At 38.6% G+C, this 24,224-nt stretch carries 17 protein-coding genes; 7 read left to right on the top strand and 10 right to left on the bottom strand.

The window, feature by feature from the left end:
• Window positions 1-171 precede the first annotated feature (171 nt).
• From cmk to serC, 3 genes are all read right to left on the bottom strand, one after another.
• Window positions 172-858 carry a (d)CMP kinase gene (cmk, locus tag GWJ01_RS11265; RefSeq protein ID WP_098943727.1) on the bottom strand — a complete coding sequence of 229 codons (687 nt, stop codon included), beginning with the start codon at window positions 856-858 and terminating at the stop codon, window positions 172-174.
• Between the two features lie 311 nt (window positions 859-1,169).
• Window positions 1,170-2,456 (bottom strand): 3-phosphoshikimate 1-carboxyvinyltransferase, encoded by a 1,287-nt coding sequence (gene aroA / locus GWJ01_RS11260; RefSeq protein ID WP_109402622.1) that lies wholly within the window; start codon window positions 2,454-2,456, stop codon window positions 1,170-1,172.
• Window positions 2,457-2,656: 200 nt separating this feature from the next.
• On the bottom strand, window positions 2,657-3,745 hold the full coding sequence (gene serC, locus GWJ01_RS11255) for a 3-phosphoserine/phosphohydroxythreonine transaminase (protein WP_161711100.1): 1,089 nt from the start codon (window positions 3,743-3,745) through the stop codon (window positions 2,657-2,659).
• Between the two features lie 136 nt (window positions 3,746-3,881).
• On the opposite strand from serC, the gene GWJ01_RS11250 reads away from it, so the two are divergent.
• Window positions 3,882-5,312, top strand: coding sequence for an MFS transporter (locus tag GWJ01_RS11250; protein WP_109402621.1), 1,431 nt, complete (start codon window positions 3,882-3,884; stop codon window positions 5,310-5,312).
• A 68-nt stretch (window positions 5,313-5,380) separates the two neighbouring features.
• Here the strand turns inward: GWJ01_RS11250 and ansB are convergent, their stop codons facing one another.
• Window positions 5,381-6,418 (bottom strand): L-asparaginase 2, encoded by a 1,038-nt coding sequence (ansB, locus tag GWJ01_RS11245; protein WP_109393551.1) that lies wholly within the window; start codon window positions 6,416-6,418, stop codon window positions 5,381-5,383.
• A gap of 228 nt (window positions 6,419-6,646) precedes the next feature.
• Between ansB and ycaO the strand changes: the two genes are divergently transcribed.
• The 5 genes from ycaO to GWJ01_RS11220 all read left to right on the top strand — a co-directional run bounded on the left by ycaO (window position 6,647) and on the right by GWJ01_RS11220 (window position 14,345).
• On the top strand, window positions 6,647-8,404 hold the full coding sequence (gene ycaO / locus GWJ01_RS11240) for a 30S ribosomal protein S12 methylthiotransferase accessory factor YcaO (protein ID WP_161711099.1): 1,758 nt from the start codon (window positions 6,647-6,649) through the stop codon (window positions 8,402-8,404).
• A gap of 672 nt (window positions 8,405-9,076) precedes the next feature.
• Window positions 9,077-9,931, top strand: coding sequence for a formate transporter FocA (focA, locus tag GWJ01_RS11235; protein WP_109393549.1), 855 nt, complete (start codon window positions 9,077-9,079; stop codon window positions 9,929-9,931).
• A 54-nt stretch (window positions 9,932-9,985) separates the two neighbouring features.
• Window positions 9,986-12,268: a formate C-acetyltransferase gene (gene pflB, locus GWJ01_RS11230; protein ID WP_109393548.1), complete on the top strand. Its 2,283-nt coding sequence runs from the start codon at window positions 9,986-9,988 to the stop codon at window positions 12,266-12,268.
• 108 nt (window positions 12,269-12,376) lie between these two features.
• A complete protein-coding gene (gene pflA, locus GWJ01_RS11225) occupies window positions 12,377-13,117 on the top strand; it encodes a pyruvate formate lyase 1-activating protein (RefSeq protein WP_036938126.1) in 741 nt (246 codons plus the stop codon).
• Window positions 13,118-13,457: 340 nt separating this feature from the next.
• Window positions 13,458-14,345 carry a BPSS1780 family membrane protein gene (locus GWJ01_RS11220; RefSeq protein ID WP_109402619.1) on the top strand — a complete coding sequence of 296 codons (888 nt, stop codon included), beginning with the start codon at window positions 13,458-13,460 and terminating at the stop codon, window positions 14,343-14,345.
• Between the two features lie 86 nt (window positions 14,346-14,431).
• Here the strand turns inward: GWJ01_RS11220 and allD are convergent, their stop codons facing one another.
• Entirely contained in the window at window positions 14,432-15,481 is a 1,050-nt protein-coding gene (allD, locus tag GWJ01_RS11215; protein WP_109402618.1) for an ureidoglycolate dehydrogenase, read from the bottom strand.
• A 406-nt stretch (window positions 15,482-15,887) separates the two neighbouring features.
• Between allD and GWJ01_RS11210 the strand changes: the two genes are divergently transcribed.
• Window positions 15,888-16,220 carry a hypothetical protein gene (locus GWJ01_RS11210; protein WP_161711098.1) on the top strand — a complete coding sequence of 111 codons (333 nt, stop codon included), beginning with the start codon at window positions 15,888-15,890 and terminating at the stop codon, window positions 16,218-16,220.
• Between the two features lie 112 nt (window positions 16,221-16,332).
• Here the strand turns inward: GWJ01_RS11210 and serS are convergent, their stop codons facing one another.
• From serS to lrp, 5 genes are all read right to left on the bottom strand, one after another.
• Entirely contained in the window at window positions 16,333-17,622 is a 1,290-nt protein-coding gene (gene serS / locus GWJ01_RS11205) for a serine--tRNA ligase (protein WP_109393544.1), read from the bottom strand.
• 119 nt (window positions 17,623-17,741) lie between these two features.
• Window positions 17,742-19,091 carry a replication-associated recombination protein A gene (locus tag GWJ01_RS11200; RefSeq protein ID WP_109393706.1) on the bottom strand — a complete coding sequence of 450 codons (1,350 nt, stop codon included), beginning with the start codon at window positions 19,089-19,091 and terminating at the stop codon, window positions 17,742-17,744.
• 7 nt (window positions 19,092-19,098) lie between these two features.
• Window positions 19,099-19,707, bottom strand: a complete 609-nt coding sequence (lolA, locus tag GWJ01_RS11195; protein ID WP_075672453.1) for an outer membrane lipoprotein chaperone LolA — start codon at window positions 19,705-19,707, stop codon at window positions 19,099-19,101.
• Between the two features lie 113 nt (window positions 19,708-19,820).
• Window positions 19,821-23,378, bottom strand: a complete 3,558-nt coding sequence (locus GWJ01_RS11190) for a DNA translocase FtsK 4TM domain-containing protein (RefSeq protein WP_442956558.1) — start codon at window positions 23,376-23,378, stop codon at window positions 19,821-19,823.
• A 243-nt stretch (window positions 23,379-23,621) separates the two neighbouring features.
• Window positions 23,622-24,098 carry a leucine-responsive transcriptional regulator Lrp gene (gene lrp, locus GWJ01_RS11185; protein ID WP_161706992.1) on the bottom strand — a complete coding sequence of 159 codons (477 nt, stop codon included), beginning with the start codon at window positions 24,096-24,098 and terminating at the stop codon, window positions 23,622-23,624.
• Window positions 24,099-24,224 lie beyond the last annotated feature (126 nt).

Genomic DNA, 24,224 nt, shown 5'->3' with positions numbered 1-24,224 from the left:
TAATGATCTTCAAGTAAATTTAATTAACGTCCATTTAGCATCCGGCCGAATGGGGTTGTTTCACATACCTCGTTACATCCTTTGTGACAAGGTCATCGGGCATTGTTGTGTTTTCATTAACACGTCAACCCGATTTTGATAATTACCTAGTATAAACGAAATAAAAATTAATTACGCTGATAATTGCAGATTTTTTTTAGCATAAGTCAACGATTTTTCAATGACTTCGTCAATAGACAAGCTTGTAGAATCGAGAATTAATGCATCTTTCGCCGCAACAAGTGGCGCAACAGCGCGATTCCGGTCACGGTAATCGCGTTCTTTTATCTCGGATAAAAGGCGCTCAAAGTTAACATTAAAGCCCTTTTCCTGCAACTGTAACATGCGACGACGCGCGCGCTCTTCTGCACTCGCTTCTAAAAATATTTTCACTTGAGCATCAGGAAAAACGATTGTGCCCATATCTCGACCATCGGCAATTAAGCCCGGCGCTGTACGAAATGCACGCTGACGACGCAATAATGCTTCTCTTACTCGAGGAAAAGTTGCAGCTTGTGATGCCGTATTCCCAACTGTTTCTGTTCGAATTTCAGTTGAAACATCTTCACCTTCTAGAATGACACTTAAGCCATTCTCATTAGGAATAAAGCGTACATCCAAATTTGCCGCCAAAGGTACTAAAGCGTCTTCGGAAGTAATATCAACATGATGATGTAAAGCTGCTAATGCCAATACACGATAAATAGCGCCAGAATCGAGTAAATGCCAGCCAAATGCTTTCGCTAATGCTTGGCATAATGTTCCTTTACCTGCTCCGCTAGGCCCATCAACAGTTATAACAGGGACGATAACCGCCATGAGTTTCTCCTTTTCGTGGGCACTGCATTTCTGTGTTTGTTGCTCTTATTACATTGATATAATAGGCATAGTGTTCAAACAGAGAAAAACAGTATTAATATATGCGCGACATTATACGCATACAATGTATAGGAAGAAACAAGTAGATAAGCACTAAAAAGTCTTATTTAATATTATTTTTTCTAAGTGGTGTTTTTTTAGAAAAATTAATCTAATTATAATAAAAAATCGGCAGTATTGTTCTCCAAAAGGTTCAATACTGCCGATTTAACTGATTTAGTTTTGACTCATTTTAATTAATGATTTTTACATTAATTATTACGTTGAGAAAGTGTTTCTAATTTCTCAAAATAATCAGGGAAGGTTTTTGCGGTACATCCCGGGTCAAGAATAGTAATTGGTGTATCAGAAAGTGCCACCAGCGAAAAACACATCGCAATACGATGATCGTTATAAGTTTCAATATCCGCAGTGGTTAACTGTTTTGGTGGTGTTACTTTTAGGTAGTCGTGACCTTCTTCAACAATCGCACCCACTTTTTGTAACTCTGTTGCCATTGCCGCTAATCGGTCAGTTTCTTTTACACGCCAGTTATAAATATTGCGGATAGCCGTTTCGCCTTCAGCAAAAAGTGCCGTGGTAGCAATGGTCATTGCAGCATCAGGGATAGTATTCATATCCATATCAATGCCTTTTAACGTTCCACGCTCACACTCAATATAGTCCTCACCCCAGCGTACTTTTGCGCCCATCTTTTCAAGCACAGAAGCAAAATGAATATCCCCTTGTAAGCTATTTTTACCGATACCTGTAACTCGTACAGTACCGCCTTTAATGGCAGCCGCTGCTAAAAAGTAAGATGCAGATGAAGCATCACCTTCTACAAGGTACTTTTCTGGTGATTGATATTGTTGGCCACCTTTTATAACAAAGCGCTGGTAGTCTTGGTTTTCGATTTTCCCACCAAAGGTATTAATTAATGCTAAGGTAATATCAATGTAAGGTTTTGATACTAATTCGCCTTTAATGGTGATAATCGTATCTTGCTCTGCCAAAGGTGCCATCATTAATAAAGCAGTCAAAAACTGGCTAGAAACACTACCATCAACCTCAACATTACCACCTAAAAAACCACCATGTAAGCGAATTGGTGGGTAATCAGTCTGTTCAAGATAGTCAATTTTTGCACCACCTTGGCGTAAAGCGTCAACTAAATGCCCAATTGGACGCTCTTTCATACGAGGTTCACCAGTAAGAATAATATCATGCTGACCGAGATTTAATGCAGCCGCTAATGGGCGCATTGCTGTACCTGCATTACCTAAGAAGAGCTCTAATGGCGAATTTGTTTTAAATTCACCGCCTAGTCCTTCAATATCACATACCGTATTGTTATTTGATAATTGATATTGCACCCCTAAGGCTTTTAATGCATTAAGCATATGGCGAATATCATCACTATCTAATAAGTTGGTTAGACGAGTTTTACCTTTAGCTAAAGCCGCTAATAACAACGCACGGTTAGAGACACTTTTTGACCCTGGTAAATTAATAACACCTTCGATATGAGCGATAGGTTGTAATGTTAACGATTCCATAAACAGGTAAAAACTCCAATAAACAAGTAAATTAAGCGGGGGGATGCTATTTAATTAAATATAAAATTATTTAGGTACTTATCTTTTTATTTATTTTGTACTTAGTAACTCAATTTTAATTATTAACATCTTAAAAATTGAATAATAAGAAAACCTGTATTTTAAGCAGGCTTTCTTATTCTAGTTCTAGATTTTATTTATTACGCATGACGACGTTCAAAATCAGCCATAAAGTCGACTAATGCTTGAACACCTTCCAATGGCATTGCGTTATAAATTGAAGCACGCATACCACCTGATACACGGTGACCTTTTAATGCGACCAAACCTTGAGCTTCTGCCTCTTTTAAGAATACGGAATCCAGTTCAGGAGAAGACATTTGGAAAGGCACATTCATTAGTGAACGATTTTCTGTGGTAATACGATTGATATAAAAATCACTATTATCAATTGCACTATAAAGAAGCGTTGCTTTTTCATAGTTGCGTTTTGCCATCTCTTGCAAACCACCTTGCTCTTTCAGCCATTTAAAGACCATGCCTGATAAATACCAAGCAAAGGTAGGTGGTGTATTAAACATGGAGTCATTCTCAGCAAGCACTGTGTAATCAAACACAGAAGGTGTTTCTTTGCGCGCTTTACCTAATAGATCTTCACGAATAATGACAATCGTTAAACCCGCAGGACCAATATTCTTTTGTGCACCCGCATAGATAACACCAAAACGGCTAACATCTATCGGTTGAGATAAAATCGAAGATGAGTAGTCAGCAATAACAATTTTGCTATCATCAAAATCTGGCTCTTCATGAATGGCAATACCATCAATGGTTTCATTTGGGCAATAATGCACATAAGCTGCATCAGCGCTTAATTGCCACTCTTTCATTGGCTTAACACCAATTTTGCCATCAACTTCTGTTTTAATTTTAATTATATTTGGCGAACAATATTTTTCAGCTTCTTCGGCTGCACTTTTAGCCCAATAACCACCATCAATATAATCAGCGCTTGCTTTATCGCCTAATAAATTGAGAGGTAAAGCAGCAAAATGACCTCGAGCACCACCGTGGCAAAAAAGAATTTTGTAGTTTTCTGGCACATTGAGAAGATCACGAAGATCTTGTTCTGCCTGATGAGCAACTTCAAGAAACTCTTTACTGCGGTGGCTAATTTCCATAACCGAACGCCCAAGTTCATGCCAGTTGCATAATTCTAGTTCTGCACGACGAAGGACTTCTGCCGGTAACATAGCCGGACCTGCACTAAAGTTATATACCTGACTCATTCAAATTCACCCTATCTGAATATGTTTTTACAAAATGACCTTTATCGGTTGTATCATTCCCGTTAAATTGGCGCAATGATTATTGTGAACTAACGCATAATATGCAGAGCATAAAAATAATGGCTAGGAGTGTTTTATGTCGGGGAGTGTAAATAAAAAAGAAGAAGCAAGCTGGGGAATGCTTCTTCATGGAAAAAATAGTCTAAAATCGCTCGCTTTAGCAGGAGGTGTCGCATTACACGCAATTAATGTCTATATTACGATCACAACGCTACCTTCAATTGTACGTGATATCGGTGGGCTTAATTTATATGCATGGAACACCACCGTTTTTATTCTGGCGTCAATTCTCTCTTCTGCATTAACTTCACGATTACTGAGTGCATTAGCCCCTCGCAATAGTTATCTTTTTGCCACTATTTGCTTTTTAGCAGGCTCTGTTATTTGTGCAACAGCACCTTCAATGCAGATATTACTTTTAGGGCGATTTATTCAAGGGGCTGGCGGAGGAATGTTGCTGGCACTTGCTTACTCTTTAGTCAGAGTCATGTTCCCTCAACCACTTTGGTCCAGAGCTATGGCGTTAATGTCTAGTATGTGGGGAATATCGACACTATTAGGCCCCGCACTAGGCGGAATATTTGCTGAATATAATGTTTGGCGAGGTGCATTTTGGTCTATTTTATTTGTAGGCATCCCTTACGCTATTTTATTATTTACTATTCTTCCTACCGAGAATAATGCTGATAATATTGTCGCCAAAGCGCCGCTACCTTATCAACAGCTTATTTTATTAATGCTCGCTGTATTATCTATTTCTATTGGTAGTCTTTATAACGTTATTTTATATAACATCTTATCTATTATATTTGCGGTGATCTTTATTTTACTGTTAGTCAATATTGATAAAAAATCAAATGATGGTTTATTTCCTAAAGGGACATTTTCTTTTTCTGCACCATTAGCACCAATATATCTCACTATGGCTTTATTAGGGATAAGTGTACAAACAGAAGTTTTCGTGCCCTACTTCTTGCAAATTATCCATCATATTACCCCTTTGCTTTCGGGTTATTTAGCAGCATTGGTGGGTGCAGGTTGGTCTTTCTCTGCCATTGTGTCTTCATCAAGTAAACAATCTACTGCTCAGAGATTAATGCATTTTGGTCCAATGATTAACTTTTCAGCCATTGTGATCCTTGGCTTATTTATCTCTAATGTTCTAACCATACCTTATGGGCAAATTATCATTATTTGTATAGCCCTCTTTTTTACAGGTGCTGGTATTGGTATGGCGTGGCCTCATTATTTAACTCGTGTATTGCATGTCTCTCAAGGGCAAGAAGCTCAAAAAGCAGCAACATCTATTACCACAATTCAATTGTTTTCAACGGCTGTTGGTGCCTCTATTTCAGGGACGGTGGTTAATATGGCAGGGTTAACAGATCCAGGTGGCATAATAGGCGCTCAAAATGCGGCACATTGGCTCTTTCTTATTTTTGCAATAACGCCATTAATTGCTTTTTTTACCGCAAGAGTTGTTGTCTCTCGAGCCAAAACCAATTAGCCATTTCACTCTTTAAAAATAACAAGGCCTCATAAATGAGGCCTTGTTATTATTCAAACTCTTTTAAATTAATACTTTTCGAAATTCTCTTGGATCTTCGCAGGCTCTTGCGTTTGTGTTAAAGATAATTGTAACAATACTCTCGCTTTTTGTGGGTTTAAGCGCTCTGATGCAACAAAGTTATATTTTGCATCATCAACTTCACCATTTTGTGTAGTAAAGCCTACTGGTACACGGCTTGAACGCACAACAACTACACCTTTTTTAGCGCCATCAGCTAAAGTATCAAAAATATCAGTATATAAGTTGCCATTACCAACACCAGCGCTGACAATACCTTTATAGCCGTTATCAATAAAGGCTTTTGCTGGTAAATTAGAGGCATTTGAGTAGTTATAAACAATACCAACTTTTGGTAATTCAGTCAGTTTACTGACATCAAATGCGGGTTTATCTGCACGAGGTAATGCGGCAGTGTAATAATGAACCTTACCATTATGCACATAACCTTGGGCACCAGCGTTAACAGGTTGGAATGCTTGAACTTCAGTCGTATTCATTTTTACAACATCTTTACCACTGATAACCGCATTATTCATGGTTACTAACACACCACGATTTTCAGAAGCTTTATCACTCGCAATCACAACCGCATTAAATAGATTTAAAGGGCCTTCAGCACCTAATGCGGTTGCAGGACGCATTGCACCCACCATAACGACAGGTTTTTTACATGCAGTGGTTAAATCAAGAAAATAGGCTGTTTCTTCCATGGTATCTGTACCATGAGTGATCACAAAGCCGTCTGTTTTATCGCAGTCTGCATTAATTTTATTAGCCAGCTTAAGCCATACTTGGTCATTCATATCTTGAGAGCCGATATTCACGACTTGCTCGCCTTTTAAATTAGCGACTTTTTTAGCCTCAGGTACTGCATTAATCAATGTATCAATGCCTAATTTACCTGCTGTATAGCTTGATGTTGTTGCTGAATCGCCACCACCAGCAATTGTGCCACCTGTTGCTAAAATGGTGACATTAGGTAAGGCAAAAGCAGAACCACTGATTATAGCTAACAGGCTGGCGAGCAATGTTTTTTTCATCATCGAACTGATCCCTTATGAGTTTATAAATAAATCCAATTATGATGATTTAAAATTATTAATTCCGTGATAAATCGAACGAATTTATTAAAAAACCTCATATATCAAATAAATTATGAGTGATGAATATAGTTAGCCTTGGGTAAATGAGAGAAATTATTAGTGCATTACAGGGGATTTCAGTATCATGTGCCCCTAACTATCACCAGCAAAATATTGATGAAACCTGCCATGTCACAAACATTTATTCCTGGCAAAGATGCCGCACTGGAAGATTCTATCGCTAGCTTTCAGCAAAAATTGACCGACTTAGGATTTAATATTGAAGAAGCTTCTTGGTTAAACCCTGTTCCTAACGTTTGGTCTGTTCATATTCGCGATAAAGATTGCCCTTTATGTTTCACCAACGGTAAAGGTGCCAGTAAAAAAGCAGCATTAGCTTCCGCATTAGGCGAATACTTTGAACGTCTCTCAACCAATTATTTCTTCTCTGATTTCTGGCTAGGTGCTGATATTGCAGAAGGTGAATTTGTTCACTATCCAAGTGAAAAGTGGTTCCCTCTAACAGAAGATGATTCTGTTCCTGTGGGCCTATTAGATGCACGTTTACGTGAATTTTATGATCCTGAAGGTGAGTTATGCGGTAGTGAGTTAGTTGATTTACAATCAAGTAATCATGATCGCGGAATTTGCGCACTACCATTTATACGTCAGTCTGATAAAAAACCTGTTTATATTCCTGTAAACATTATTGCTAACTTATATGCATCTAATGGTATGTCAGCAGGAAATACAAAGAATGAAGCGCGTGTTCAAGGATTATCTGAAGTTTTTGAACGTTATGTAAAAAATCGCATTATCACTGAAAGAATTAGCTTACCTGAAATTCCTAAAGAAGTTTTAGCTCGCTACCCTGCTGTTATTGAAGCGATTGAAACATTAGAGCAAGAAGGTTTCCCAATCTTTAGCTTTGACGCATCTTTAGGGGGACAATTCCCTGTTATTTGTGTCGTGTTATTCAATCCACAAAATGGCACATGCTTTGCCTCTTTTGGCGCTCACCCTGATTTTGGTGTAGCTTTAGAGCGTACTGTCACTGAACTATTACAAGGCCGTAGTCTTAAAGATCTCGATGTCTTTAATCCGCCAAGCTTTGATGATGAAGAAGTCGGTGATCACACTAATCTTGAAACACACTTTATTGATTCAAGTGGTTTAATTAGTTGGGATCTCTTTAAGAAAGATGCCGATTATACATTTGTTGATTGGAACTTCAGTGGTACGACAGAAGAAGAGTTCCACACCTTAATGTCACTTTGCCAACAATGTGATGCAGAAGTCTATATCATGGACTACTCACACTTAGGTGTTTACGCTTGTCGTATTTTAGTACCTGGTTTATCAGATATTTATCCTGCTGAAGATTTACAGTTAGCCAATAATATTATGGGTGTACATTGGCGTGACACGATCCTTTCTCTACCAACAAGCCAAGGCACTCAAGAAGAGTACCTTTCACTTATTGGTCAATTTGATGAAGATGGCTTAGACGACTTTACACGAATCAGAGAGATGATTGGTATTGCTCCGGGTAAAGATAATGGTTGGAGCCATTTACGTGTAGGCGAATTAAAATCAATGCTAGCGCTTGCAGGTGGCGATCTGGATCAAGCGCTTGTTTGGGTTGAATGGACTCAAGATTTTAATGCTTCTTTATTTACGCCAGAGCGTCAAAACTATTATCGCTGTTTACACAATCTCTTATTATTACAACAAGAGACTGAACGTGAACCAGCACAATATATGCACGCATTTTCTCGTATGTATGGCGAAAAAACATTACAAGCAGCCTTAAACGCATTACAAGGTAAACAAGCATTTTACGGATTACAAACTATTGATCCTGATTTATCTAATTTACCTGTTCATCAGTCGTTACTTGCAGCCTATGAGAAATTACAGAAAGCAAAACGTCAATCGGCTAAATAAGCCTATTTTGTTTAAGGTTATTTATTAAATAATAACTAATTTTAACTGAATAATAAGTGTGTATTTAAATTGAAACACTCTATTGAAAAGTAGAGTGTTTTATTTTGTTGAAAATAAAATATTGACAGATTTGTCAATATGACAAATTTGCCATCTGACAAAATTGTCAAAATATGGCAAAAGTGACGATTCAAGGAATTTAATATGACACTATAAATACATATTGAATTTTTAAACTAAGAATATTACTTAATTATAGTTTAAATTGCTATTTGTTTAACCAGGTCTCAAAAATTAAAAAACCTTATTTTTATAATGGATATATGTCTGGAGTAATCAATAAAGATTAACCACAAATAAAGTAATGTTTATATTTATGACAAAAGTAAATAAGGCGTTAAATTTGATTTTTAATTCTTAACATACGGGGTTTAAATAATACTTTATATTTACTTTTTACTTTATTTATCCAGCTAGTCTAAAATTTTTTGATAATTTTTAAAAAATTTTTTTATTTTATTAATCAAATAGTTATAGCTAAAATAGCGGGTTTTTACGCACTAAAAACGGGATTCTAATGAGCGACCATGATCCATATCAATTTTAGAAGTAAGCCCCTTTGCTACTATTATTGCGTGCTATAATTATTCCAACATATAAGAGAGTGTTAGTATGAAAGCTGACAGCCCTTTTAATTTATTATCACCTGCTGATATGGCAAAAGTTGCCGATGACGCATGTTGTTATAAAGCAAATAAACAGATCCCAATGACTTACTTATCTGCATTTACTGCGGGAATGTTTATATCAATTGCTTTTGTTTTTTATATTACTGCTACTACAGGTACCGCATCTGTTCCTTTTGGGCTGGCTAAATTAGTCGGTGGGATCTGCTTCTCTCTGGGGTTAATGCTCGTTGTCGTTTGTGGCGCGGACTTATTCACCTCAACTGTTCTTACTATTATACCTAAAGCAACCAGACGTATATCTTGGGGCAAAATGTTTGCTAACTGGATAAATGTCTATCTTGGTAACTTTGTTGGCGCACTCTTTTTTGTCGCCTTAATGTGGTTTGCTGGTCAACATATGGCAGCAAATGGGCTTTGGGGGCTAAATGTTTTACAAACTGCGCAACATAAATTAGAGCACACGTTTATTGAAGCGGTTTGTTTAGGTATTCTAGCTAATTTAATGGTTTGTCTTGCAGTATGGATGAGCTATGCAGGACGTACGCTGATTGATAAGCTTTTTGCACTAATTTTACCTATCGGTATGTTCGTTGCTAGTGGTTTTGAGCACAGTATCGCTAACATGTTCCTTATTCCTTTAGGTATTGTTATTAAGAATTTTGCACCAGCAGAATTCTGGACTAAAGTAGGTGCATCATCCGAACAATTTTCAAATTTAACTGTATCAAATTTTCTCTCTAATAATTTATTACCTGTCACTATCGGTAACATTATTGGCGGAGCAGTCCTAGTCGGTCTGGTATACTGGTTAATGCATCTGCGCGGTGACAAACATTAATCCGTGCAGGTATGACTGATTTCTTAAGTTCCATTGTAAAAAGGTAGAAGTATCATGTCTGATTTAAATGAAAAATTTGCTGAAGCATGGAAAGGTTTTTCTGAAGGTGAATGGCAGAACGGTGTTAACGTTCGTGACTTTATTCAAAAAAACTACACTCCATATGAAGGCGACGAATCTTTCCTAGCAGGTTCCACTAAAGCAACTGATACACTTTGGGAACAAGTTATGGAAGGCATCAAAATCGAAAACCGCACGCATGCGCCGGTTGATTTTGATACTTCTGTTGCTTCAACTATCACATCTCACGATGCGGGTTACATCACTAAAGATTTAGAACAAATCGTAGGTTTACAGACTGATGCACCTCTGAAACGTGCGATCATCCCGTTCGGTGGTATCCGTATGGTTGAAAGTTCTTGCCATGCTTACAACCGTGAGCTGGATCCAGAACTGAAAAAAATCTTTACTGATTACCGTAAAACTCACAACCAAGGCGTTTTCGATGTTTATACTCCAGACATCTTAAAATGCCGTAAATCTGGTATTTTAACAGGTTTACCAGATGCATATGGTCGTGGCCGTATCATCGGTGACTACCGTCGTGTTGCACTGTACGGTATTGAGTTCCTGCGTAAAGATAAATTTGCCCAATTCACCTCTTTACAAGAAAGAATGGAAAAAGGCGAAGATCTGGAAATGACTATCCAACTGCGTGAAGAAATCGCAGAGCAGCACGCTGCTTTAGGTCAAATCCAAGAAATGGCTGCGAAATACGGTTACGATATTTCTCGTCCAGCTCAAAACGCTAAAGAAGCAGTACAATGGACTTACTTCGGTTACTTAGCCGCTGTTAAATCTCAAAACGGTGCTGCAATGTCATTTGGTCGTGTATCTACTTTCTTAGATATCTACATCCAACGTGATATTGATGCAGGTTTACTGACAGAAGAACAAGCTCAGGAATTAATTGACCACTTAGTCATGAAATTACGTATGGTTCGTTTCCTACGTACTCCTGAATATGATGAGCTGTTCTCTGGTGACCCAATCTGGGCAACAGAATCTTTAGCAGGTATGGGTTTAGATGGCCGTACTCTGGTAACTAAGAATACTTTCCGTTTCTTAAATACCCTGTACACAATGGGTCCATCACCAGAACCAAATATGACCATCCTGTGGTCAGAACAACTGCCTATCAACTTTAAAAAATACGCCGCGAAAGTCTCAATCGATACTTCTTCAATCCAGTACGAAAATGATGACTTAATGCGTCCTGACTTCGACAGCGATGACTATGCAATCGCATGTTGTGTTAGCCCAATGGTTGTTGGTAAACAAATGCAGTTCTTCGGTGCTCGTGCAAACTTAGCGAAAACCTTACTGTATACCATCAATGGTGGTGTTGACGAAAAACTGAAAATCCAAGTAGGTCCAAAACATGCTCCAATCATGGACGAAGTATTAAACTTCGATACCGTGATGAACCAAATGGATCACTTTATGGATTGGTTAGCAACTCAGTACGTCACTGCGCTGAACGTTATCCACTACATGCACGATAAATACAGCTATGAAGCAGCTCTGATGGCACTTCATGACCGTGATGTATATCGTACAATGGCATGTGGTATCGCAGGTCTGTCTGTTGCTGCTGACTCACTGTCTGCAATCAAATATGCAAAAGTTTCTCCAATCCGTGATGAAAACGGCTTAGCGGTTGACTTCAAAATTGACGGCGAATACCCACAATTCGGTAACAACGATTCTCGTGTAGATGACATCGCTTGTGACTTAGTTGAACGTTTCATGAAGAAAATTCAGAAACTGCGTACATACCGTAATGCGGTACCTACACAGTCAATCCTAACTATTACTTCAAACGTTGTTTACGGTAAGAAAACAGGTAACACTCCAGACGGTCGTCGTGCAGGCGCACCATTCGGACCAGGTGCTAACCCAATGCACGGCCGTGACCAAAAAGGTGCGGTAGCTTCTCTGACTTCTGTTGCGAAACTGCCATTTGCTTATGCAAAAGATGGTATTTCTTACACCTTCTCAATCGTACCTAATGCATTAGGTAAAGATGATGATGTTCGTAAAGCGAACCTTGCTGGTCTGATGGATGGTTACTTCCATCACGAAGCAGGCATCGAAGGTGGTCAACACTTGAACGTCAACGTGATGAACCGTGAAATGCTGTTAGAAGCAATGGAAGATCCTGAGAAATACCCTCAGTTAACTATCCGTGTTTCTGGCTATGCCGTTCGCTTTAACTCACTGACTAAAGAGCAACAGCAAGACGTTATCACTCGTACATTTACACAAACAATGTAATAAAGATAACTATATGCATTTATTTACTGAGAAAGTAGATAAAATCGCTTAGAATAAAGGCCCCTACTTTGGGGCCTTTTTATTAGACAGTTTTGGAGTAACCCTGTTATGTCCGTACTTGGTCGTATCCACTCATTTGAATCCTGCGGTACTGTTGACGGTCCCGGAATACGTTTCATTGTTTTCTTTCAAGGATGCCTAATGAGATGCCTCTATTGTCACAACCGTGATACATGGGATACTCATGGTGGGCAGATCGTCACAGTTGATGAACTAATGAAAGAAGCGGTTACCTATCGTCATTTTATGAATGCTTCTGGTGGCGGTGTGACTGCTTCTGGTGGCGAAGCAATTTTACAAGCAGAATTTGTGCGTGATTGGTTCCGTGCTTGCCAGAAAGAAAATATCCATACTTGTTTAGATACTAACGGCTTTGTTCGTCGTTATGATCCTGTGATTGATGAATTAATGGATGCCACTGACTTAGTGATGCTCGATCTAAAACAAGTCAATGATGAGATCCATCAGAAACTGGTTGGTGTATCAAACCAGCGTACACTTGAATTCGCACGTTATTTAGCAAAACGAGGCCAAAAAACATGGGTTCGTTATGTTGTTGTACCCGGTTGGTCTGATGACGACGATTCTGCTCATCGTTTAGGCGAGTTTATTAAAGATATGAAAAATATCGAGAAAGTAGAACTTCTTCCTTACCACGAACTCGGCAAACATAAATGGGTAGCTTTAGGAGAAGAATACAAACTAGATGGTATTCATCCACCGTCAAAAGAGACGATGGAAAATGTAAAATCAATTCTTGAATCTTACGGCCATAAGGTCATGTATTAAGTTTTTCTATTTGAAATTAATTTAAGAAGCAGCGATTTTAAGCGCTGCTTTTTTGTTTATAAAGTAACATTATATTGATACTAAAAAGTACGTTTTTCATTCTTCTCATCTTATACTCCCTTACCTTTAAAAGACGATCTCAGAAATAATATTTTTTATGAAACTAATATTTTTACGCTATTTTTTATTATTAAATACAATTATCAATAAACTTAAATTGTCTTTATAAGATTATCCTTAACCTATATTAGCTTTAATACAGTTGATTAATAACAAAACTAAAAGATATTATAGAAGGCTTATATTTATAAACAAAGACATTGGGATTAAGGTACAGGAAATGGAACAAGACAACAATTCATCGCAAACAGAGCCACAAGAGGTATTCACGCCTATTCCTCAAGCTCGAGGTGCTTCAGGTGGTGTTCGCTGGTTAGGACTAGGGTGGGATTTAATAAAAGAACGTTTTTGGATGTGGATAGGTGTTATTATTATCTACTTTATTGTTAGCCTTATTATATCAACCATTCTTGGATTTATTCCGCTAATTGGCCCAATCATCTCACCTTTTGTTACTACTGTATTGGCTGCAGGTGTCGTGGCAATTGCTCATCAGCAGTATGAAACTCAACGTATTGATGTTGATTCCTTATTTGTTGGTTTCTATAACAAACGTTATCTTAGTTTGATGGGGGCTTACGGTATTAGTTTTCTCATTTTACTTGTGGGCTTTATTCTTGCTTTTATAGTCAGCAGTGCCGCCATGATGGATGTTTTTTATGCTATCAATAGCGATTATCCTGAAGAGATTATTGTTGAAATGTTGATGGATAACTCATCTGGATTTATATTATTTTTTGTTATTATTGCTATTTTTGGCGCATTGAGTACCGCAGCTTATTGGTTTGTCCCTGCTCTTGTATTGGTTAATGGTTACAAGGCACTCCCTGCGGTTAAAGCAAGCCTTTCAGCAGTAAAAATAAATTTAGCGGGTGGGTTCTTCTTCTTTATTTTACTGTTCTTTATTATCGCTATTAGTGTTATTCCATTTGGTTTAGGATTATTAATCACTATTCCTCTTTCTTACACAGCTATGTATGGCTCTTATCGTGATATTTTTTATCACCATAATGTAGGTAGCCAAGGAAATAATGGTGGAATTGGTGGAAATGGAACAATTTCTCTTAATAAAACCGCTGAATCTAATATTGGTAAATTAGTAAGTTAATTCTTAGCATTAACTTACTTAAATAAAACAGCAGTAGAGTGTAAATTCTACTGCTTTTTATTGTCTAGAATAAATAGCTATTATCATTAACCCGCAAATGGGTCTTTATTGTTATAGGATTTGTTATACAGTACATCAGATATTAAATAATCATAAATTTCATTAACAATTTCAATACCTTCCTTCTCGCTTCTTTGCTCTTCTATTTGACTATTCTCACCAGGATAGAGAACTTTATCTACATTCGGTGCAGGTTTAATTGCATTTAATTCACCCATAACCTGTGAGATATGTTCTCTAAATAGAGTGGCATCAGTAAAGAAAGCGGGATTAATCACAATATGTAATTGGCCCAATTCTCGCCCTTGCGTTAAATCGTGATACATCGAACTGACATGTTTACCAAAAGGAAGCCCAAGTAAAATACCAGACAACACATCAACCATCATCATTAAGCCATAGCCTTTAGGGCCTGCAATAGGCAATAGCCCTTTTACTGCAAAGGGATCGGTTGTAGATTTTCCGCTTTCATCTACCGCCCAAGTATCAGGAATATCGACATGACGTGAACGAGCATCAAGCACTTTGCCCCACGCCTGTACTGTTGTCGCCATATCAAATGTAATATGTTTATCACCTACGCTTGGAGCAGAAAATGCGATAGGATTTGTGCCGTAATACACCTCTGAGCCACCAAAAGGAACAACCATTGGATCAGATTGGCACAACGAAATACCTACCATACCCGCTTGTGATGCTTGTTCAACAAAGTAAGACAATGCGCCGCTATGACCAATTCGCCTTACACCAACAACAGCAACTCCCTTCTCCTGGGCCATTTTAATTGCACGTTCCATTGCGTCTTTCGCTGCAACATGTCCAGCTCCATTATCACCATCAAATACGGCGCTACAGGGTCCTGTTTCAGTATAAGTAAAATCAGGAGCTATATTTGTACCGCCTTTACTGATCCGTTCTGCATAATACTCTACACGTACAGCACCATGAGAATGAATGCCTTTGGCATCAGCATGGACTAAGACATCAGCCACCGTATCAGCATGAGACTCACTCAATCCTGCATGATGTAATTTGTTTTTTATTAATTGATGTAACTGCTGTTTAGAAACTATCATAGAATAAGCTCTTTTGTAGGGTTCTAATGAAATAGAAACGTCATAAAGTAACTGAGGTAAATTCGGGCGATAGGTCTAATTTAACAGCATAAATAAGATCTGCCGTGATCGGTTTAACCAATGACGGATTGCATTATATTTTTATTTAATCCCACTTTATTTAGTAAGAATATTTTAATAATCATCTGCTTTCTACATTTTATAACTATATTTAGATAACATTAAGAAGATTAGAAAGTCTCTTATTAAGAGTAAATGGCGAGAACTCAGCTATCATTTTTTATTTAATTACAATATTATCCTCCCCTTTTTATGTTAAAAGGTCTAAGTTCTTATACATTCCTTTTGATCATTTAAATCTATTTCAGTAGTCTGTGAAACAATTAAAATTTGTGGAATAAATAAAATGATAAATAAAGAAATATTAAAAAACTTAAAATATTTTGAAAAAAAACCATTAATTCATTATATTAATTATTCTCTAACAGAAGAAGCAGAAAAAAATATATTAAATGGTTGGTTGCCTTCATGCATGGAAGATAAATGGCTTTCTTATAGTATAGAAAACTGTGTCTATGTTCACCGTAGTTGGAGTGGACATTTAATGTATAAATTTACTATTCATAATAAAACCATTGATTATATAGAAATTGCTATGGACAATTTTGTTAATATGGAAAATGAAAGAAAAATAGAAATATTTTTTTCTCTACTACCTTATTTATCTAAACCTCATTGAAATGTTGTGTATTAAATAAAAATATAATTTTTGATTTCTTTCTATATCATAAAAAAAACCCCCTGCCTAAGCAGAGGGTTAAATTATTAATACTCAATTAATTAAAGAATAATTAACCGATATATTCTAAACCGTTCATGTATGGACGTAATACTTCTGGAATTTCAATACGGCCATCAGCCATTTGATAGTTTTCCATAATTGCAACTAAAGTACGACCTACTGCTAAGCCTGAGCCATTTAAGGTATGAACAAGTTGAGTTTTCTTGTCACCTTTAGAACGGAAGCGTGCTTGCATACGACGTGCTTGGAAATCCCAGCAGTTAGAGCATGAAGAAATTTCACGGTAAGTATTTTGAGCAGGAACCCATACTTCTAAGTCATATGTTTTACGAGCGCCAAAACCGATATCACCAGTGCAAAGCACAACTTTACGATATGGTAGATTCAGTAGTTGCAGCACTTTCTCAGCGTGACCCGTTAGCTCTTCTAATGCTTCCATTGATTTTTCAGGATGAACGATTTGAACCAGTTCAACTTTATCAAATTGGTGCATACGAATAAGGCCGCGAGTATCACGTCCATAAGAACCCGCTTCTGAACGGAAGCAAGGCGTATGCGCAGTCATTCGCAATGGTAGATCGTCTTCTTCGAGAATGACATCTCTTACCATATTTGTCACAGGTACTTCCGCTGTTGGAATAAGCGCGTATTGGCTTTCTGCTTCTTCTTCTAACGGTTTAGTGTGGAATAAGTCTTCACTAAATTTAGGTAACTGGCCTGTACCGTACAGAGTTGCGTGGTTAACCAAGTAAGGAACATACATTTCTTGGTAGCCATGCTCTTCTGTATGCAGATTCAGCATAAATTGTGCGATAGCACGGTGTAGACGTGCAATTTGACCTTTCATTACAACAAAACGTGAGCCGGTGATTTTAACCGCAGAAGCAAAATCTAAACCATCTGTTAGTTCACCTAAAGTCACATGATCTTTTAATTCAAAATCATAAGTCTTTGGTGTGCCCCAACGAGAAACTTCAACGTTTTCGCTGTCATCTTTGCCATTTGGAACAGCATCGTCTGGCATGTTTGGAATAGTTAAAACGTAATCACGAATTTCCGCTTGAAGCACTTCAAGTTCGGCTTTTGCAGCTTCAAGTTTTTCACCTAACAGGTTAACTTCTTGACGAAGTGGCTCAATATCTTCACCACGCGCTTTTGCCGCACCAATGGACTTCGATCGAGAATTACGTTCTGCTTGCAGGGATTCAGTTTCAACCTGTAACACCTTACGGCGTTCTTCTTGTTGACGGATTTTTTCCACATCGAGGGTGAACCCCCTGCGAGCCAGTTTTTCGGCGACCGCGTCTAGCTCATTACGCAGTAGATTTGGATCGAGCATGCTTATCCTGTGCTTATTGATAGATTAATAAAAAACCTTCTCTCCTATCTTATAAAAAAGATATCTGAGACAAGGCATAGTTAAGAAATTAATGATAATTTAATAACCTTACCGCATCTTTACATTTTGCGATAGCGTTTTGTAACACTATTTTGATCTTGTTGAGATAGCCAGTCTAATTTCTCTGCAACCTTGATCTCTAACCCTCTTTTTACTGGGTAATAGTACTGCGTATTTGCCATTTCTTTAGGGAAATAGACCTCTCCAGCAGCATAACCATTAGGCTCATCATGAGCATAACGATATTCAGCACCAAGCCCCATTTCTTTCATTAATTTTGTTGGTGCATTACGTAAATGCTCAGGTACATCATAATCTGGCTTACTTTTTGCATCGGCAATAGCTGCTTTAAATGCGGTATAAACGGCATTACTTTTGGGTGCACAAGCCAAATATACAATTGCTTGAGCAATAGCGCGCTCACCTTCTGCGGGACCCACTCGAGTAAAGCAATCCCAGGCAGCAATTGCCACTTGCATGGCGCGAGGATCGGCATTCCCCACATCTTCTGACGCAATCGCCAATAAGCGACGAGCCACATAAAGCGGATCGCCACCTGCTGTTATGATCCTTGCATACCAATAAAGAGCAGCATCAGGCGCAGACCCCCTTACTGACTTATGTAATGCAGAAATAAGATCGTAAAAGCGATCACCTTTATTATCAAAACGAGCACTACGCTCACCACTGATTTCTGTCAGTAATGCCGACGTTAATACTCGTATTCCTTGATTATCAACCTCAGCAATATCCGCCATCATTTCAAGTAAATTTAATGAACGACGTGCATCACCATTAACCAGTTGTGCAATCATTTTACGCGTATCATCTGGTAAGATAATATTACGCCCGCCTAAACCTCGTTCTGGATCGTCTAGCGCTTGTTGTAGCACTTGCTCAATATCAGCTTCGGTTAATGAACGTAATAGATAAACTCTTGCTCTGGATAGCAACGCGGAATTTAATTCAAAAGAGGGATTTTCTGTTGTTGCACCAATAAAAGTGATCGTACCGTCTTCAATATGAGGCAAAAAAGCATCTTGTTGACTCTTATTGAAACGGTGGACCTCATCAACAAACAAGATCGTTCTGCGCCCAGCATTGCGATTTTGACGCGCGATTTCAATAGATTCTCTGATTTCTTTAATACCCGATGTCACCGCAGATAAACGTTCTATATCGGCTTGCGCATAGCGACCAATGATCTCAGCAAGGGTTGTTTTACCCGTGCCAGGAGGCCCCCATAAGATCATGGAATGCAATTGACCCGCTTTAATCGCTCGAGGTAATGGTTTACCTTCAGCAAGTAAATGAGTTTGTCCGATATATTGTTCCAACGTTTCAGGTCGCATTCTTGCAGCTAAAGGTTGAAACTCATTGCGTGAAAAATCGAGTGATAAATTACTCAAAATATCCTCACTGACGTTGGTCATCCACAGTCACACCCGCAGGAGGTGTAAAGCGAAACGCGGAAGCATCGATTGGCGCAGCAGTCTGTGCAGTCAATTGATAATTACTGACTTGACCGTCTTGTTCTGTGGCAGCGAATTGCTGAATTTGTCCATTAGGTAATACAGTTATCGTAAAATGTTTTAAGTTATTTTCTACTTTAGGTGTTAGCTCAAAACGATCACCAGACTGTTTTACATCATAGTTTTGCCATTCTTTGCTGTCATTACGGGCGATCAGCATAAAAGGCGTATTGGTTGTAGCACTTTCAAGCCAAGTTGCAGTGACTTGCTCGACAAAAGGGTTATAAAACCACAATGTTTTACCATCGGAGATTAACGTACTCTCATCAGGTGCAGTCATTTGCCAATTAAACAAATCAGGGCGTTGTACTTTTAAACTACCTTCCCCTTTTTGGATAAGCGAGCCTTCATTGCTGGTCACAGTTTGACTAAAGTTTGCTTGAAAACTATTTACTTTATTTAATCGTTGTTGCAAATCCTGACGTGCATCAGCCCAAGCGGCTTGGCTACTTATTAATGTCATCGCACACACTGCAAATAATACTTTTTTCATTCTACAAGCCTCGGCATGAGATAACGCCGACATAATGTCGGCGTATAAATTATTGATGATATTGTGCAGATTACCATGCTATCTCATTAGCTGATAACTGTGTTTTCAAGATATTACATATCTGAAGGTGGTGGCGAAAGTACATCACGAGTATTGTTGTGGTTTGGCGCACTTACAATACCTTGCATTTCCATCTGTTCCACAATTCTTGCCGCGCGGTTATAACCAATTCTAAATTGGCGTTGTACACCAGAAATAGAAACACGTTGTTTTTCAACTACAAATTCTACGGCTTGGTCAAACAACGGATCAAGCTCTTCACCATCATCATATCCACCACCACTATTGCCTTCACCTTCTTCGCTACATTTTGTGATGGCTTCAATATATTGAGGACGACCTCGAGCTTTCCAGTCAGTTGCTACGGCATGGACTTCATCATCACTAACAAAAGCGCCATGAACACGTTCAGGCACAAAGCCATTCGGTGCATAAAGCATATCACCCATGCCTAGTAATGACTCTGCACCACCTTGGTCTAAAATAGTTCGAGAGTCGATTTTACTCGATACAGTAAATGCGATACGGCTCGGAATATTAGCTTTAATTAAGCCTGTAATAATATCAACAGAAGGCCTTTGTGTCGCAAGCACAAGGTGAATACCCGCAGCACGTGCTTTTTGCGCTAAGCGAGCAATCAACTCTTCAACTTTTTTACCTGCTGTCATCATCAAATCAGCAAATTCATCAACGACAACAACAATATAAGGTTCTTTTTCTAACGTTGGTATTTCTGTTGCCATACTGTCGCTTGGTTTCCAGAATGGATCAGGAATAGGACGTGCCATTGCTTCAGCTTCTTTAATTTTTTCGTTATAACCTGCAAGATTACGCACACCTAATGCTGACATTAGTTTATAACGACGTTCCATTTCAGCCACACTCCAACGCAGAGCACTTGCGGCATCTTTCATATCAGTAACAACTTCAGTTAAAAGATGTGGAATACCTTCATAAACCGAAAGCTCAAGCATTTTAGGGTCAATCATAATAAAGCGAACATCTTCTGGTTTCGCTTTATAGAGAATGCTGATGATCATCGCATTGACACCGACAGATTTACCTGAACCCGTTGTACCAGCAACAAGTAAGTGAGGCATTTTAGCTAGATTGGCAACAACTGGCTGACCGCCAATATCTTTACCTAAAACAACGGTTAATGGAGAACGGCTATCTCTGAATGCCTCGCTATCTAACAATTCACGCATATATACGGTTTGACGTTTTTTGTTAGGTAATTCCAGTCCTACATAAGGTTTCCCCGGAATAACTTCAACAATACGTACCGCAATAGCAGACAATGAACGCGCTAAGTCGCGCGATAAATTTGATATACGTGCAGCTTTTACACCCGGAGCAAGTTCAAGTTCAAAACGAGTGATAACAGGCCCCGGTGAAATACCAACAACCTTGGCTTTAACACGATAATCATTAAGACGCGCTTCAATAAGTTTACCAATACGCTCAAGCTCAAACATATCAACAGGCTCATCTTCTACTGGCGGTGTTGTTAGTAAATCCAGAGAAGGCATTGGTGTTGTTGGCTTTTGCAACGGCCTATCATTACGCATCAACAATGGATGAATTAAAGATTGTTGCTGTTGCTGTTGCTGTTGCTGTGCAAAATGCTGCGCCATATTAGACTGTGGTTCAATACGTGATTGAGGTGCAGCTTGTGGTGTAACAGGTTCAGAAACAATTGGTGTAAATACTGGCTCTATCGGATCTTCATCCAATAGATCATCAATTGGTGAGAATGCCTCTAATGCAGTGAGCTCTCTTTCTAGCTCAATTTTAGGGCTGTACTCTTCCTCTTCTTCATCTCGAGGTGAAATTTGTAAAAATGCATTGCTGGCTGGGTATTCAACTTTTTTCTCAATAGTTTGTGTCGGTTGCGCTGATTGTGAGGCAAACGAATGTTGAATATGAGGTTGATAACCCGTTGTTGCTTGTAATGAAGGCACTGGTGTTGATATTTGAGGTAAAACCTCATCTTCGTCATCATCTAACGAAATATTATCGCCATAACGATCCTGCAATTGTTGCTTAAATTGTGCTGCCAACTGTTGCTGATATTGCTCATCTTCATCAATATCGTTGTTATTTTCTTCTGTAGAAGAGAATGTATTCGCGGTAACTGTTGGCTCATCACGATAATCATCTTGTTGATGACTAAATGAAGATATTGGTGTTGTAATACTTGGCTGATGAGGCTCAATAATATCTTCAGGATCAGTACTATCGTTTTCACCATAACGTTCACGTTGCTGTTCGAGGAATTGCTGGCGCAACTCTTGTTCGAAATTAGCTTGTTCTTGAATATCAGCTAAGTCATCTTCAGGTTCAGACTGAATAGCCTCTTCACGACGACGTAATTCAGCTTCGCGTTGTGAAGGAATATGAATGCCATAAAGCTCACGACGTGTAGGCAACCGCACTGGATTTGGGCGAGGTAATTCAGGGCCTAACCCTTGTTTAACTTGAGAACCATGGCTAACAAGAGCACTAGTCGCTACACCAGCTCCCACCGTAGCTGCTTGCGTTAAAGAATCTGTATCAGGCGCTAGCGAGAATGTAGGTTCAGCTCCTCTGCCAGCAGGCATAAAACTATCTGTTGATACAGATGATGGCTGTGCCATAGGTTCATTTTCAACAAACGGCATTACAGAAGGTGTACTTTCTTCTGGTATTGAGGAATAAGCAGGACGTTGAGGAGCATTGATTTCCGATTGAGCTTCTTTTTTCAAGAATGCTTCTGGAATATCAAAACGATAATGTTCTGGTTCTTTCGTATCAGTTGGTTGCGAAGCTGGGGCTGACACAAGAGGAGCTGGTTGTGTCAATGTTTGTGCATGTTCATCCGCTATATCATTTGTTGCAGAGAAAGATGGCAAATCATCTTCTTGTTCTGCTTTAGATTGCAACGTGTCTATCTCTTGCTGACGAGCTAGTTCAAGTGCTGAAGGTGCAGAAAATAAAATATCATCACTCTCTTCTGTTGCTAATTCAGATTGCTGATTTTCTTTTTGATTTGAATTTTCAGCTAGTTCTGTAACAACGTCTTGAGTGTCATCTTCCTCTTCTTCTGCGTAATCAGCTTCATTTTGGCCTCTATTGGTAATAAAACCAACACTTCCCAAAATAACGGCACCAATTTTTTCTGTGATTGTTAACCAAGACCAACCGGTAAACAGAGTAAAACCAATAGCCCAAACAGATAACAGGGCAAGAGTAGCGCCTAAAACATTAAACCATGGTAATAGAGCTTTGCTAAACAAGCTTCCAATTACACCACCAGAGCTGAAATTATAGATATCATCAAAATTAAGATCAGCTAATGCACAAGAGGTAAAGATCAGAGCTAAGGCACCAATCGTGCGAAGTGCAAGAGAGAAGAAGTCGGTGTATTCACGGTTTTGTTGGTAACGCAGAGAATTCCAGCACCCAAAAACCACGACAACAGGAATTGCATAGGCAAGTAAACCAAATGCAGAAAATAGAATATCAGCTAACCATGCTCCGATACTACCGCCTAAATTCTGGATAGGCTCATTCCAAGTGGTTTGTGACCAGCTAGGATCAGAGGGATGAAAGCTAAATAAAGAAACCATTAAAAAGACAGCGCCAATACCGATAAGGATGAGAATAGCCTCCCAAATACGGCGACGGTTGCTTATCTTTGTTAAACGAATATTTTTATCTTCTGTATATTCCTGGCTCAAAGAGGGCTCTCCAGGTTTAACTTAGGGTGAATTAAAACGGAACAACGCTGAGATGTCCCAGCGTTGAAACTGTATGCATAAACAGGAGTGTACCTAACTTTTTCCTGCTTTGCACCAACCTATTAAGTTGGCTTAGCGAGTTTTAATTACAAGGCGGTTGCTTTGTTTAACTTCTTCCATAACCACGTATGTACGTGTGTCATTAACACCCGGAAGACGTAACAGTGTTTCACCTAGTAATTTACGGTAAGCGGACATATCAGGTACACGAGTTTTCAACAGATAGTCAAAATCACCAGAAACTAAATGACATTCTTGGATTTCTTCAAGTTTCTGAACAGCCATATTGAATTGTTCAAAAACATCTGGTGCCCCACGGTTTAGTGTGATTTCCACAAATACTAATAATGATGCATCTAAGTAATGTGGGTTTAACAGTGCTGTATAACCAGAAATAAATCCTTGGCGCTCTAAACAAGGTGTTGGTGATAAACCTACACGTTTAGATAGCTCAACGTTTGAAATACGACCATCTTTTTGAAGCTCATTTAGAATATTCCGGTCTATTCTATCAAGATCTTTACCCGGACGTTTTTTATTATCAATCATCTCTATACTCTCTTTCTCTTTTTCTCTTACTTTATTTTCCTATACCCATACCTGTACACCATCAGCATCACTGTCGAAACTTCGGTATCAAACGGTCAGAGCAAACTACCAATCTATTTTCTTTTA

It is taken from the genome of Proteus sp. G2618 (assembly GCF_009915995.1).
Lineage (GTDB): Bacteria > Pseudomonadota > Gammaproteobacteria > Enterobacterales > Enterobacteriaceae > Proteus > Proteus terrae.
Note: the sequence above shows the minus strand (reverse complement) of the source record. Positions and strands in the feature narration are given on the sequence as shown.